Annotated in this window: 8 protein-coding genes; 3 read left to right on the top strand and 5 right to left on the bottom strand. The window is 69.4% G+C overall.

The genetic code is table 11. The features are described 5' to 3' along the window. Positions 1-94: 94 nt before the first annotated feature. The 3 genes from UAJ10_RS09030 to UAJ10_RS09020 form a co-directional block, all read right to left on the bottom strand. Positions 95-1,336 carry a tetratricopeptide repeat protein gene (locus UAJ10_RS09030; protein WP_322915057.1) on the bottom strand — a complete coding sequence of 414 codons (1,242 nt, stop codon included), beginning with the start codon at positions 1,334-1,336 and terminating at the stop codon, positions 95-97. A 250-nt stretch (positions 1,337-1,586) separates the two neighbouring features. After that, a complete protein-coding gene (locus UAJ10_RS09025) occupies positions 1,587-2,894 on the bottom strand; it encodes a DUF445 domain-containing protein (protein WP_322915056.1) in 1,308 nt (435 codons plus the stop codon). Between the two features lie 165 nt (positions 2,895-3,059). Beyond that, positions 3,060-3,518 (bottom strand): hypothetical protein, encoded by a 459-nt coding sequence (locus tag UAJ10_RS09020; RefSeq protein WP_322915055.1) that lies wholly within the window; start codon positions 3,516-3,518, stop codon positions 3,060-3,062. 268 nt (positions 3,519-3,786) lie between these two features. Here UAJ10_RS09020 and UAJ10_RS09015 point away from each other — a divergent pair, with 268 nt between their 5' ends. Continuing rightward, on the top strand, positions 3,787-4,401 hold the full coding sequence (locus UAJ10_RS09015) for a carbonic anhydrase (RefSeq protein WP_322915054.1): 615 nt from the start codon (positions 3,787-3,789) through the stop codon (positions 4,399-4,401). A gap of 67 nt (positions 4,402-4,468) precedes the next feature. Here UAJ10_RS09015 and UAJ10_RS09010 read toward each other — a convergent pair whose 3' ends face one another. Next, positions 4,469-8,401, bottom strand: coding sequence for a Pls/PosA family non-ribosomal peptide synthetase (locus UAJ10_RS09010; protein ID WP_322915053.1), 3,933 nt, complete (start codon positions 8,399-8,401; stop codon positions 4,469-4,471). Between the two features lie 630 nt (positions 8,402-9,031). Here UAJ10_RS09010 and UAJ10_RS09005 point away from each other — a divergent pair. Both UAJ10_RS09005 and UAJ10_RS09000 read left to right on the top strand, forming a co-directional pair. Further along, entirely contained in the window at positions 9,032-10,279 is a 1,248-nt protein-coding gene (locus UAJ10_RS09005) for an efflux RND transporter periplasmic adaptor subunit (RefSeq protein ID WP_322915052.1), read from the top strand. A 22-nt stretch (positions 10,280-10,301) separates the two neighbouring features. After that, positions 10,302-13,427, top strand: coding sequence for an efflux RND transporter permease subunit (locus UAJ10_RS09000; protein WP_322915051.1), 3,126 nt, complete (start codon positions 10,302-10,304; stop codon positions 13,425-13,427). 109 nt (positions 13,428-13,536) lie between these two features. On the opposite strand, the gene UAJ10_RS08995 is transcribed toward UAJ10_RS09000, so the two are convergent. After that, entirely contained in the window at positions 13,537-14,181 is a 645-nt protein-coding gene (locus UAJ10_RS08995) for a DUF1345 domain-containing protein (RefSeq protein ID WP_322915050.1), read from the bottom strand. Between the last annotated feature and the right edge of the window lie 26 nt (positions 14,182-14,207).

The raw sequence follows: 14,207 nt of genomic DNA, 5'->3' as shown, positions 1-14,207 counted from the left end.
CCTCGCTCCGGCCTTCGGTGCTCGCTGCGGGGCCAGCGGTCGCTGGCCTTCATCGGCACAGGAGAGGTCTGGGGGAAATGCCCCGGGGCCAATGTTACGCTGGCTGGTTGAGGTACAGCAGCCAGGCCTTGGCCAGTTCGCCGACACCTTCCGGCGCGCTGGTCAGTTCCTGGAACGCCTTCTGGGCCTGGTCCTTCTGGCCGGCGTTCAGGTAGGCGACGGCCAGGTGCAGCTTGGCGTCGTTGGGGTTCTTCAGGCCGCCCTTGTCGATGCCCTTCTGGATCAGCTCGATGGCCTTGGCCTGGTTGCCATAGCTGGCATAGGCCTCACCCAGCTTCTCCAGCGGCAGGCCTGTGGGGGCCTTGGAGACCTCGGCGACCTGCTTGTCGATGCCCTTCTGGTCCTCGGCGGCGGCCTTCGTCGCCTCGGCCAGCATCTGCTTGGCGGTCGGGTTGCCGGCCAGCTGGCTCTGCCCCTTTTCCAGGACGGCCTTGGCTTCGCCCGGCAGGGTGGCGCGGGTGGCGAGGTCGGCGTACTCCAGGTACTCGTTGCCGCCTTTGAGGGCGCCGACGCGCGCGCTCAGGCGGTACAGGTCCAGCGCCAGCCGGTCGGAGAAGCCGGGCTTGCGCGGAAGGAAGGCCAGATAGTCGGACCAATAGTCCGGCTTCTGGTAGTGCTGCAGCAGGATGGCGATGTAGTCGACGTAGCTGCTGTAGTCCTTGCGCTGCGCGGCGCTGTCCACCAGCATCTGGTAGACCTGCTCCTGCGCCGGCTTGCCGGCCTTCTCGTCGGCGTCGATGGCCTGCTTGCAGTTCGTGTCGGTCGCGGCCCAGTCCTTCAGCGACCAGGAGGCCTGGCAGCGCAGGGTGTACATTTCCGGCGTGGCGCCGCCCTTCTGGATCACGGCGTCCGACTTCGCCAGGAACTTGGCGTAATCCTTGTTCTGGTAGTACAGCTGCGACAGGGTCCGCTCGCGCTTGGCGGCGTCCGCTTCCGGCAGCTGGTTGGTGGCCAGCTCGGCTTCCAGCGCGTCGATCAGGTGCGGCGTGTCGTTCAGGCCCAGGTAGGCCTGCACGCGCATCTCGGCGATGAAGAAGTTCTCGTACGGCGTACGGTCGGCCTTGGCGGCCTCGGCCTGCGCCGTGGCGTCGATGATGGCCTGGTAGTTCTTCTCGTCCAGCGCCTTTTGCGCGGCCTGCAGCGACGGGGTCAGCTCCTTGCTGATCTGCTTTTCCGGCGGCGTGGCGTCGGCCTTGTCCTTGTCCTTGGCCTGGGCGGACCCGATGCCGGCGGCCAGCAGGGCACCCAGCATGAGGGGATAGAATTTGGCGCGCATTCGGTCCTCGTCGATGGCAATCACGTGATGGCCCGGTCCGGCGTCGCGTCGAAGGGGCCAAGGTCGAATTTCGGGGGCAACCGCCTCCCCCATCGCCGCGGCCCCCGATGGGGACACCGCTGCCACGGAAGGATAGGGTTAATCCCTGGCGGGGCGACCCTGCGGGATGGAACGGGTGCTCGTCAACCCCTACACCCGTCTTCTGTCAAAAGCGGGGCGGCGCAAAAGAGCCAATGGGGTTGGGGACGGCTTAGCCGAAAGTAAGGTCCAGCAGGTACAGGGCGGCGCCGATCAGGGCGCCCAGCACCGTGCCGTTGATGCGGATGAACTGCAGGTCCTTGCCCACGCCCTCCTCCAGGCGGCGGGCGAAATCGGCCGCGTCCTGCGCCTTCAGGGTGTCGGTGATGAAGCTGCGGATGGACACGCGCCAGCCGGGAATGGCGGCGAGGAAGGCGCCCTCCACCGCCGCGTCCAGCCGGGCGCGGGTGGCGGGCTGCTCCAGTTCCTGCGCCAACGACAACAACATGGCGTCCAGGGCGTCGCGCAACACGCCGTCCGGCTTGGCCGCGTCCTCCAGCGCCGCCGACTTCAGTCGGCCGATGAGATGATGCAGCAACAGGCGCAGGGTCTTGATGTCCACCGCGTTGCGCAGCACCGACGCCAGCCGGTCGCCCAGCGGATCGCCGTCCAGGATGCGGTCGGGAATCTCCGCCAGCCATTGCCGCAGGGCGTGGCCGGCCTCGCTGTGGGGGCTGCGCAGGTCGAACAGGTGGCCGGCCAAGGCGTCCGTCACCTGGTCGGCCAGGCTGCGGTCCAGGGTTCGCGGCATCCACCATTTCGACCGGTTGGCGACCGCGTCGCGGATGTGTGACCGGCTGCCGTGGATCAGCACCACGCCGTAGTCCGACACCTCTTGGATCAGGGCCTCGAACAGGGGGCTGTTGATGGCGTCGCGCAGCAGGCGGGCGACCATGGGCCGCATGTCCATGGCGCGCAGGCCCTCCATCGCCGCCCGCGCCAGCGCCTCCCGCAGCGCCGCCTCTTGTCCCCGGGCCCGCCCTCGCGACAGCAGCCGGGGCAGGGACGCCAGGGCCAGGTCCGCCAGCTGGGCGCGGTTGGCGGGGTCGGCCAGGGCGCGGGCCAGCTGGTCGGCGGCGTTCAGGCGCTGCACCTGGCCGCGCAGCCGGTCGGGGGCCAGGAATTCGCTGTCGATGTAGGTCGCGATACCGTCGGCGATGCGGTCGCGGTTCTGTGGCACCAGGGCGGTATGCGGCACCGGCACGCCCAGCGGATGGCGGAACAGGGCCGTGACGGCGAACCAGTCGGCCAGCCCGCCCACCAGTCCCGCTTCCCCCACCGCGCGCAGCAGGCTCCAGAACCCGGGCCAGGGCCAGCCGATATAGTCGGGCAGCAGGCGCGGCACCAGCCGGGCGGCCAGCCACAGGCAGGCGACGATGGCGAGGTAAAGGCCGGCGATGCGCCGCCAGCGGCGCAGGGCGGCGGCGCGGTCGCCGGCGGTGGCGGGGTCGAAGGGCAGGGGCAGGGAATGGTCAGGCATGGGCATCCCGAGGGGTGTGACGAGCCTCATGATGACGGCGCCCGGCGGCGCTGTCCCGGACCATATGGCCCCGACGGGACGGAACCACCCGCCCCGTCGAAACCCCGACGGCGGGCGGCCGGTTCCCATGGCCGCCTCGGGTTGCGGCGATCAGCCGCCGGCCCGTCAGTCGGCGGCGGCATCCTCCTCCTGGAAGGGGAAGCCGCGCAGGGCGCCGTCCATGTCGCCGCTGTCGGAATGGAAGCAATAGGTGCGGTCGGCCGGCGGGCGATAGCGGCCGGACTGCAGGCCGTCCAGGATGCGGGCGGATATCCAGCCCGACAGCAGGCTGGCGGGCCCGGCCAATGCCCGGTCCGGGTCCTTGAGGTAGGTGCGGTCGTACAGGGCGGCGCCAATGGCCGCCCCGTGGTGGGCCAGGAACTCCGCCAGCAGATCGACGAATTCCACAGGTTCCAGCATGGGTTCCACCGTCCCGGCGGCGCGCGCCAGCACGGGGTACAGCAGATGGGTGCGGTCCGCGAAGCGGCCGTCGCGCTCCACCCGGTCGGCGACCAGGTTCAGGTAGCGGCTGCGGGGCGCGGGCTGGCTGCGCAGGGCCGCATCCAGGATTTGGCGATGGTTCATGCGGGCGTGTTCAGGGTCTGCAACTTTCCTGGCCGATCAGCTTGCGGACTTTCCCCCGCCCGGGCCACCCCTTTATGTGGGCCCCGCCGACCGGGTTAACCAGGCCGTGGAGGGTGCCGGTCGCTCTCGGCGCAAGGGCCCGTCCCGCCGACGGGACTGGATTTTGCCGCCGTCAGCCAGTAGACCAAGGACCGACGGCCACCAATCGGGGCGGCTCCGATGGTCCAGCAGTGACGTCGGGCCAGCAGTGACTTCGGGAGACACCTTTATGCGGAAGCTCATCGAGGGATTTCTGAATTTCCGCGCCAGCGCCCTTCCCGAATACGCACGCCGCTTCCAATGGCTGGCCGAGGTCGGGCAGAATCCGCGCGCGGCCGTGGTCGCCTGCTGCGATAGCCGGGTGGACCCGCAGATGATCTTCTCGGCGGGGCCGGGTGACCTGTTCATCATCCGCAACGTCGCCAACCTGATCCCGCCCTACCAACCCAACAGCGATTTCCACGGTACCAGCGCCGCGCTGGAATTCGCCGTGCGCCAGCTGCGCGTGGGCGACATCATCGTCATGGGCCATACCCACTGTGGTGGCGTGAAAGCCCTGATGGCGGAGGGGGAGGCCGACGGCGACTTCATCGGCCACTGGATGTCCATCGCCAAGAGCGTGCGCGGCAAGGCGAACGACGTGGCCGACGCCGAGCGCGAGGTCATCCGCCTGACCATCGCCAACCTGCTGACCTTCCCCTGGATCAAGGCGGCGGTGGAGGCCGGCGGCCTGCGCCTGCACGGCTGCCTGTTCGACGTCGCCGATGCCGACCTGCTGTTGCTGAACCAGGCCACCGGTGAGTTCAAGTCGGTGCAGCAGGGCATCGAGGGTATTCCCCTCTAATTTATTCTGATGTCGAAATAATAAAGGGCGCCCCATGTTGGGCGCCCTTTATTGTCGCCTAAGGAACTCAGACCGGCTGCGCCGGGCAGCCGATGAAGCGGCTGCCGGCGGGCAGATGCTCGCCCTTCATGGCCAGCGACAGGGGACCGAGCTCGGAGCCCCGGCCCAGCACCGAATCGTACAGCACCACCGACCCGGCGCCGACATGGGCGCCGTCTTCGATGGTGACGGGGCCCAGCTTCATGACCCGGTCCTCGAACAGGTGGGTCTGCAGGGTGACGCCGGGTCCCATGGCGGCGTCGTCACCGATGTGGATCATGTCCAGTTCGCACAGATAGGCCGTTTCCAGATAGACGCGGCGGCCCACCTTGGCACCCAGCAGGCGCATGTACAGCGGCAGGAAGGGCGTGCCCAGGAAGGGGCCCAGGACCCAGCCCGCCAGGGCGTCGTACAGCGAGGTCACGAACTCGATGCGCCAGACGGCCGTGCTCCACAGCGGGTGGATGCCGGGGCGGAAGCGGCCGATCACCCCCCACTTCACGCAGGCCAGCAGCAGGGCCGCGCTGACGCAGATGACCAGCGGGCCCAGGCCCAGCCACAGCAGGGCCAGCCACAGGCTGGAGACGGCCAGGGCGTGGGCCGCCAGCCACAACGCCCCCACGGTGGCGGTGCCGGTGATGGCGCCCTGCACCAGGATGCGCAGCGCCTCGATGACGGCGCGGGTGGCGACCAGGCGCGCGGTGGGCGCCACGGTGTAGGCCTCGGAAATGCCTTCCACCTTCTGGCGCCGGGGCAGGCGCACCGGCGGCAGGCCCAGCCAGTCGGTTTGGCGGTCGGCATCCGAGGGGGCGGTGGACAGCACACCCACCAGGCAATTGTCCGGCAGGTCCGCCCCGGCCGGCAGGAAGGCGGAGTTGCCGACGAAGGTGTCGTGGCCCACGCGGGTGGGCGCGAAGCGCACCAGCCCGCCGTGGATGGCGGGGCTGCCCACCAGCGAGGCGTCGGCCAGGAAGGCGCGGTCCCCCACCTCCAGCTGTTCCGGCACCACATGGGCCACGGTCGACACCTCGCAGGCGTGGCCGATCTTGGCGCCCAGCAGGCGCAGCCAAGTGGCGGAGAACAGGCTGCCGTAGACGGTGTACAGCTGCTCCACCGCCATGCGGTGGACGCGGTCTGCGAACCAGCGGTGGCATTCCACCATGCTGTCCAGGCGCACGCTGGCGCGGCCCACCACCGGCGGCACCAGACGGCGGGCGGCCAGCAGCACCAGGGCGGTCCAGGGCATGCACACCGCCCCGCCCACCACGCCGGCCAGCACCAGCAGCGGGCCCATGCGGGCGATGGGCAGCTCGGTGCCCAGCACCAGGGCGAAGGCGACGGCCAAGGGCAGCAGGGTCAGGAAGCGCACCAGGCTGAGCCCGGCCAGTCCCAGCAGGTAGCGGCCGGCGCGGGGGCGCAAGGGGCCGTCCGCGCGGCCCACCATCCAGTCCGGCCGCGACGACGGGCCGGCGGGAGACCCCGCCCATACCGCGTCCGCCGGCACCACGGCCCCGTCGATCAGGCAGCTGCGCGCGTCCAGGCCGGCCCCGGCCTCCAGCGCGCTGCCCAGGCCGACGATGGACGCGGCGCCCACCGTGGCGTTGGCGCCGATCGCCACGGTGCCGACCTCGATATGGCCGGCGCGCACATGGTGGGTCAGCAGCAGCGTGTCCTCGCCCACCGTGGCGTGATCGCCGATGGTGATCAGGTCCCACAGCATGCCGCCGTGGCATCCCAGGAAGCTGCCGTGGCCGATGCGCCCGCCCATGGCGCGGGCGTACAGCCGCATCAGCGGCGTGCCGGCGATCCAGGACATGGGCAGCGCGGCCTCGATATGGCTGACCGTCCACCAGCGCCAGTGCCACAGGCCCCACAGGCGGTGGCGTCCCGGGCGTATCCGGCCCAGCAGCAGCCATTTGGCGGCGATGGCCAGGGCGAAGGAGACCGGCAGGGCGGCGATGGACAGCCCGGCCATGATGACGAAGGACAGCGGGCTCAGCCGCCCGGTCATCCCGTGGTGGACCAGCACGCCCAGCATGACCAGCATGGGCAGGCCGCCCAGCGCCGTCACCAGGGGCAGGGTCAACGCCTGGGCCAGGCCGAAGGCCAGGTGGCGGCGGGTGCTGGCGCGCCGTGTCTCGCTGGTGACCTTGGGAGTCGGCGGCGCCGCCAGCACCTGCGCCAGGCCCCGCACGGTGGGGTTCAGGTACAGGGCGCGCACGGTGGCGCCGGGGTGGCGCAGGCGCAGGCGCGAGATGGCCGAGGCCGCGGCCAGCGAATGGCCGCCCAGATCAATGAAGAAGTCGGCGTCGCGGGCGCGGATGGGCCGGCCCAGCGCATGGGCGAAGGCGTCGGCCACCTCTTCCTCCGCCTCGCCCTGGGGCGGGTCGCCGATGTCCTCGGGCACATCGCGGGGCGTGGGTTCTGGCAGCTCACGCCGGTCGATCTTGCCGCCCACGGTGCGGGTCATGGCCGGCACCTTCACCAGGAAGCTGGGGCGCATGTAAGCGGGGACGGAGGCGGCGACGTGGGCGGCGAGGGTGTTGCGGTCGGCCGCGCCGACGTACCAGATGACGATGCTGTCCACGCCGGCCACCGGGCGCACCGCGGCGGCGGCCAGCTGCACGCCGGGGCAGCCGGCGGCAATGGCCTCGATCTCGCCCAGCTCGATGCGGAAGCCGCGCAGCTTCACTTGGTTGTCCACCCGGCCCAGGAAATCGACGCGGCCGTCGATCAGGGGGCGGCCCAGGTCACCGGTGGCGTAGAGCCGCTGGCCGGCGGCGTCCACCTTGAAGCGCTTGGCCGTTTCCTCCGGCCGGTTCAGGTAGCCGTCGGCCAGGGCCGGGCCCCCGATGTGGATCTCCCCCGTCTCGCCCACCGGCACCGGCAGGCCGTCCGGGCCCAGCACCAGCACGCGGTAGCCCGGCAGCCCCCGGCCGATGGTCACCGGCTGGCCGGCACGGGCCTCGTCGGCCGTCGCCACCACCGAGGCCTCGGTGGGGCCATAGGTGTTCAGCATGCGCCGGCCCGGCGCCCAACGGTCGACCAGGGCGGCGGAGCAGGTCTCACCCCCCACCACCAGCAGGCGGACGTCGGGCAGATCCTCGTCGATCAGGCCCAGCAGGGTGGGAACGGTGGAGAAGAAGGTGGCGCGGCGGCAGCGCAGCTCGCTGGCCAGCAGCTGCGGGTCGCGCATGACCAGGCCCGAGGCCGGCAGCAGGCAGGCGCCGGCGGCCACGGCCAGCCACACCTCCTCCACCGAGGCGTCGAAGGCCAACGAGAAGCCCTGCCACACCCGGTCCGTTTCGGTCAGCTGATAGACCTGCGAGGCGCCGCGCACGTAGGTCATGACGGCGCCGTGCGACAACACGACGCCCTTGGGCAGGCCGGTCGTGCCGGAGGTGAAGATGAGATAGCAGGTGTCGGCCGGCGTGGCCGGCAACACCGCGTCCGGCAGGCCATGGGCCGAGACGATGGGATCGTCCAACAGGGCGGTGCCGATCAGATCCTCCGGCGCCACCGAGGCGACACCGGGCACGGCGAAGTCGCCAGCGGCGTCGACCATCAGCAGGCTGTCGGATTGTTCGGCGATGCTGGCCACGCGGGCGGCGGGCCAGCTGGCGTCGATGGGAATATAGGCGGCGCGGCGCAACAGGATGCCGAACAGGCAGGCGTATAACTCGGCGTTGCCCCGGCCGCGCAGCATGATTCGCGCGCCGGGGCCCACACCCCGGGCGGCCAGGGTGGCGGCGACACGGCGGGCCCGTTCGCCCATGTCGCCCCAGGTCAGCATGAAGCCGTCGCCGGTTTCCACCGCCGGCAGGGCCGGCGTGGCGGCCACGCGCGCCAGGAACAGGGCCGCCAGCGTCTGGGCGCCGGCCAGGCCGTGATGCGGGTCGGCCGGCTGCTGGCCGGGCCCCTCCGCCTCCATCCGTTCGGCGATCAACGAACCGCTGAGCATCAACGTCCCACCCTTGAGCCCGGGGGGCGAGAAGCCGCCCGCCCCGGGGGAACCCGGTATACGCCGGTAAAGGTCCACATTCCCATTACCGTTTTCATCCCCTACGTAGGGATGGGCATCCCGATTTCGCGTAAACGCGCGGCGGGGCCGCGGCACCGGTCCGACCCTATCCGATACACACCCGTTGTAGATGGCCGATCACCCCCCCATGTCAAGCGGTTGGCCTCTGGACCCAGGGTCGCATACAAAATAAAGGGGGGCGAGGGGGAAAGCCTACTTCCCTGGAGGTAGCGGCCGGGAGGCTCGGAAGGGGCCCGTAAAGCTCCGTTACAAAACGATACAAAGAGCGGCTTTTCCCGTAACACAACCCTCTGTAGGTTCAGCCTCGAAACAGGCGGACCTGCGGAGATTAGGCTTTTGGTCAGATCTTCCGCTGTAAATCAGGCGTTGTCCGCCACCACGGTCGCGGGGGCCGTGGGTTCGCTGGCAGGCACGCCCCTTTTGGGTTCCCCCAAAAGCGCTGGACTGTGCCCGCACGAGCCCTTGCTTCCATCGTCCGTGCCACCGCCAATCCCGTCATCCCAACGCGGCAGCAGCTTGGGTGCCGGCTGGACAGAAGGCTAAAAGACGATGAGCATCCATTCCGCAGAACTTCCGGCCGATCGGACCGACCTGGGCGCCTACGCACCGGCGGGGGCCCCTGGCCGCCTGCGGAGCCGGTCGGGGCTCAAGCGCTACCGCTGGTGGTTGCTGGCCGGGGGTGTCGTCGTCCTGGGCGCCATCGCCGCCACCGTCCTCATGCGCTCGGGCGCCAAGCCGGCGGCCCCGGCCGCCGCCCCCGCCAAGGTGTCCGCCCTGCCGGTGACGGTGGCGCCGGTCGTCGTGGCCCCCGTCACCCGCACCCTGCTGGTCACCGGTTCGCTGGCCGCCTTCGACGATCTGCCCATCGGCACGGAAACGTCGGGCCTGGCCCTGTCCGAGGTGCTGGTCGACATCGGTGACGCGGTGAAGAAGGGTCAGCTGCTGGCCCGCTTCAACGACAGCGTGCTGCGCGCCGACCTGGCCGAGAAAGAAGCCTTGCTGACCGAGGCCAAGGGCAACGTGGTCGAGGCCGACGCCAACTACGCCCGCGCCCAGGACCTGGTGCGCACCGGCGCCATGAGCGCGCGTGACCTGGACAACCGCCGGGCCCTGGCTGTCAGCATGCGCGCCCGCGTCGGCGTGGCCGAAGCCAACCGCGACCTGTCGATCGCCCGGCTGAAGCAGTCGGAGGTGCGGGCGCCGTCCGACGGCACCATCACCGCCCGCTCCGCCCGCATCGGCGCCGTGCTGTCCGCCGGCGGGACCGAACTGTTCCGCATGATCCGCGAGAACCGGGTGGAGCTGGTGGCCGAGGTGCCCGAGAACGACATGATGGTGGCCAAGGCCGGCCAGACCGTGAACATCACCATCGACGGCGACAACATGGCCCACCACTACGTTGGCACCATCCGCGTGGTGGAGCCGACGGTGGACAACAAGACCCGCCTGGGCCGCCTGCGTATCGACCTGGAACGGAACCCCGACCTGCGCCCCGGCATGTTCGTCACCGGCCGCGTGGCCGTGGGCCAGGCCGACGGCCTGGTGGTGCCGGAAGCCGCCATCGTCTATCGCGAGGTGCGACCGGTCGTCTTCGTGGTGGACCAGGACAGTAAGGTCGCTGCCCGCAGCGTCACCACCGGCGCCCGGCAAGACGGCAACATCGCCATCGTGTCCGGCGTGAAGGCGGGCGAGAAGGTGGTGCTGTCCGGCGCCGGCTACCTCAAGGACGGCGACGTGGTCACCGTGGTCGACAAGGCCGTTGACGGCGCGGTCAAGCCGCTGCCGGTGCAGCAGTGAACCGGGAAAAGGGGGCCCTATCATGAGCAGCGGCAATATCTCCGCGGTCGCCATCCGCCATCCCATCCCGCCCATCGTCCTGTTCATCGTCCTGATCATCGCGGGCATCGTCGCCTATTTCAGCCTGGACGTGACCGGCAGCCCGGATCTCGATTTCCCCGTGGTCACCGTGACGGTCAGCCGGCCGGGTGCCGCGCCGTCGGAAATGGAAGTCCAGGTGACCAAGCTGGTCGAGGATGCGGTGTCCAACATCGTGGGCCTGGACCACGTGTCGTCCGACATCACCGACGGCCTGTCCAACACGGTGCTGGAATTCAAGATCGGCTACGACACCGATCGCGCCGTGAACGACGTGCGCAACGCCGTGGCCCGCATCCGCTCCAACCTGCCGGGCGACATCTACGAGCCGCAGGTGGAACGCCAGGACGTCACCGGCGACGAAATCCTGACCTACGCCGTCTCGTCCGACACCCGGTCGGTGGAAGAGCTGTCATGGCTGATCGACAACGACATCAGCCGCGCCATCACCCATGTCTCCGGCGTGGGCGCGACGGATCGCTTCGGCGGCCTGGACCGTGAAATCCGCATCAACCTGGATCCCAACCGCCTGATGGCGCGGGGCATCACGGCGGACGAGGTCAATTCCCAACTGCGGGCGCTGAACGTCGACCTGCCGGGTGGCCGCGGCGCCGTGGGCACCAAGGAACAGTCCATCCGCACCCTGGGCTCCGCCCGCACGGTGGAGGATCTGGCCAATACCGAGATCACCATCCCGGTCTACTTCGGCACCTTCGCCGGCTCCGCCGCCAAGGTCCGCCTGAGCGACCTGGGCACCGTGACCGACGGCACGTCGGAGATGCGCTACATCTCCCGTTATGACGGCCATCCCACGGTGGGCTTCAGCATCCGCCGCGCCCCCCACTCCTCGGAAGTGACCATCGCCAAGGGTGTGGACGAGGAAATCGACAGGCTCAGCAAGCAGTATCCCGACGTCCACTTCAACCTGATCTTCGACAACGTCAAGTACACCAAGCAGAGCTTCGCCGGTTCGGTCGAGGCCCTGGTCCTGGGCTCCTTCCTGGCGGTCCTGGTGGTGTGGTGGTTCCTGCGTGACGGCCGCGCCACCTTCATCTCGGCCGTGGCCATGCCGCTGTCGACCATCCCGACCTTCCTGGCCATGAAGTGGTTCGGCTTCTCGCTCAACGGCATCACCCTTTTGGCCCTGTCGCTGGTGGTCGGCATCCTGGTCGACGACGCCATCGTGGAAATCGAAAACATCGTCCGCCACATCCGCATGGGCAAACGCCCCTTCCAGGCGGCGCTTGAGGCGGCGGACGAGATCGGCTTGGCGGTGGTCGCCACCACCATGACCATCGTCGTGGTCTTCCTGCCCGTGTCCTTCATGTCCGGCATCGTCGGCCAGTACTTCAAGTCCTTCGGCGTCACGGTGGCCGTGGCCGTGCTGTTCTCGCTGCTGGTGGCGCGTCTGATCACGCCCCTGATGGCGGCCTACATGCTGAAGCCGGCCCAGCCCGACCATCACAGCGAGGACGGCCGCTGGATGCGCCAGTACAGCCGGCTGCTGGGGTGGAGCATGAACCACCGCTGGCTGACCGTGCTGGCCGGCATCGGCATCTTCGCGGTGTCGCTGTTCATGGCCGCCATGCTGCCCTCCGGCTTCGTGCCGCCCAGCGACAATGGCCTGTCCACGGTGCAGGTCATCCTGCCCCCGGGCGCCACCCTGGCGGAGACGGACGCCACCACCCAGATGGTGGGCAACATCCTGGCCAAGCGGCCCGAGGTGCTGCACGTCTGGACCCGCGCCGGCCGCAACAACCAGCTGCGCAACGGTGCCGTCACCGCCATCCTGAAGCCCAAGTCCGAGCGCATGAGCAAGCAGGACTTCGAGGCAGCCGTGACGCCGGACCTGAACCGCGTGCCGGGCGCCCACATCGGCTTCAACTCGTCCATCGGCTGGGGGGCCAAGGACATCAGCGTGCTGCTGACCAGCAACGACGGCCCCGCGCTGGAACGCTTCTCCAACCAGGTGCTGGACGAGATGCGGCAGCAGCCCTTCCTGGCCAACGTCACCTCCACCGCGGCCCTGCTGCGCCCGGAAATCCAGATCCGACCCTTCTTCGACCGGGCGGCGGAACAGGGCGTGTCCGTGGCCGCCATCGGCCAGGTGGCCAAGATCGCCACCCTGGGCGACCTGGACACCAGTGTGGCCAAGTTCAACCTGGGCGATCGCCAGGTTCCCATCCGGGTGCAGATCGATCCTAAGTACCGCGCCGACATGGACGTGATGGAGAACCTGCGCGTCCGCACCTCGGCCGGCGACCTGCTGCCGCTGCGCGCCGTGGCCAACATCGGCATGGGCGCCGGCGCCGTGGAGATCGAGCGCTTCGACCGGGCCCGCAAGATCGCGGTCGAGGCCGACCTGCGCGGCATCGAGGTGGGCGAGGCCATGAAGAAGATCAATGAGCTGCCCTCCATGGCCCACATGCCGCCTGGCATCTCCAAGCCCGCCTACGGGCAGACGCAGGAGATGCAGAACATGATGATCGGCTTCGCCATCGCCCTGGCCACCGCCTTCCTGCTGATCCTGGCGGTGCTGGTCCTGCTGTTCCGCAACTTCTTCCAGCCGCTGACCATCATGACCGCCCTGCCGCTCAGCTTCGGCGGCGCCTTCGCGGCCCTGCTGATCGGCCACATGTCGCTGTCCCTGCCGGCCCTCATCGGCATCCTGATGCTGATGGGCATCGTGACGAAGAACTCCATCCTGCTGGTGGAATACGCCATCGTCTCGATGCGCGACCGGGGCATGAGCCGGCGCGAGGCCCTGCTGGACGCCGGCGCCAAGCGCGCCCGCCCCATCATCATGACCACCATCGCCATGGTGGCGGGCATGGTTCCCATCGCCGTCGGCGTGGGCAACGACAGCTCCTTCCAGCAGCCGATGGCCACGGCCGTGATCGGCGGCCTGATCACCTCGACCCTGCTGTCCCTGGTGTTCGTGCCGGCGGTGTTCACCATCGTGGACGACATCAACAAGTGGCTGTCGCCCAAATTCGGCCGCTTCATCACCCCGAAGGACGGCCCGGCCCAGGCCATTCCCCTGCACCCGGTGGTGAAGGGTGCCGAGTAAGCTTCAAGTTTGCGCGTGAAATTGAGGCGGGCGGGTCCTTCGGGGCCCGTCCGTTTTCATTGTATGCAGGCCCCCACCGGGGCCGCCGGCGCTTGAGGGGGGACCAAAACTAGTTCCCCAACAATCCCGCCCCCAGGTTGACGCCCAGGGCGAGGATGGCGGTGTTGAAGACGAAGGACAGCAGGCTGTGCGCCAGCACGGCGCGGCGGATGGCGGGCCCTTGGGTCGTCACGTCCGACACCTGGGCGGTCATGCCGACGGTGAAGGCGAAGTACAGGAATTCCCAATAGTCGGGCTGCTTGCAGCCGGGGAAGTCGATGCCCTTGCCCTCCAGCCAATAGGAATGGGCGTAGTGCTGGGCGAAGATGACGTGGACGAAACTCCACGAGCAGAAAACGGTGGCCGCCCCTAGGGCGGCGCTGCCACCCACATGGGCCGTGCCCTTGGCGTCCGCCACCTCCATGACGATGGCGGCCAGGGACGCCAGCGCCGCCGTGCTGGTGACCAGCAGGATGATCCACTTGCCCGATTCCAATTCGCGCGCGCGGGCGCGGATGCTGTCCAGGTTGGCGCGGCCGAAATGGATCAGCACCAGGGCGATATAGAGGATGATACCGGCGCACCAGCCGATCAGCACGGCGCTGACCGGTGCGGTCGCGCGCGAGGCGCCCAAGCCGGCGGCGATACTGAAAGCCAGGCCGATGTACAGGCTGGGGTGGTGGCGGAAGGGCTGAAGCGGATTGAAAACGGCCATGGACGACGGCCCCGGCGATCTGGGGA

Source organism: Nitrospirillum guaranorum (genome assembly GCF_034653275.1).
Lineage (GTDB): Bacteria > Pseudomonadota > Alphaproteobacteria > Azospirillales > Azospirillaceae > Nitrospirillum.
The sequence above is the reverse complement of the archived record's forward strand: the minus strand, read 5'-3'. Positions and strand labels throughout refer to the sequence as shown.

Coding starts and splice junctions, on each gene's coding strand:
- UAJ10_RS08995 (WP_322915050.1), bottom strand. CDS start 14,181: ATGGCCGTTTTCAATCCGCTTCAGCCCTTCCGCCACCACCCCAGCCTG.
- UAJ10_RS09030 (WP_322915057.1), bottom strand. CDS start 1,336: ATGCGCGCCAAATTCTATCCCCTCATGCTGGGTGCCCTGCTGGCCGCC.
- UAJ10_RS09020 (WP_322915055.1), bottom strand. CDS start 3,518: ATGAACCATCGCCAAATCCTGGATGCGGCCCTGCGCAGCCAGCCCGCG.
- UAJ10_RS09025 (WP_322915056.1), bottom strand. CDS start 2,894: ATGCCTGACCATTCCCTGCCCCTGCCCTTCGACCCCGCCACCGCCGGC.
- UAJ10_RS09000 (WP_322915051.1), top strand. CDS start 10,302: ATGAGCAGCGGCAATATCTCCGCGGTCGCCATCCGCCATCCCATCCCG.
- UAJ10_RS09005 (WP_322915052.1), top strand. CDS start 9,032: ATGAGCATCCATTCCGCAGAACTTCCGGCCGATCGGACCGACCTGGGC.
- UAJ10_RS09015 (WP_322915054.1), top strand. CDS start 3,787: ATGCGGAAGCTCATCGAGGGATTTCTGAATTTCCGCGCCAGCGCCCTT.
- UAJ10_RS09010 (WP_322915053.1), bottom strand. CDS start 8,401: ATGCTCAGCGGTTCGTTGATCGCCGAACGGATGGAGGCGGAGGGGCCC.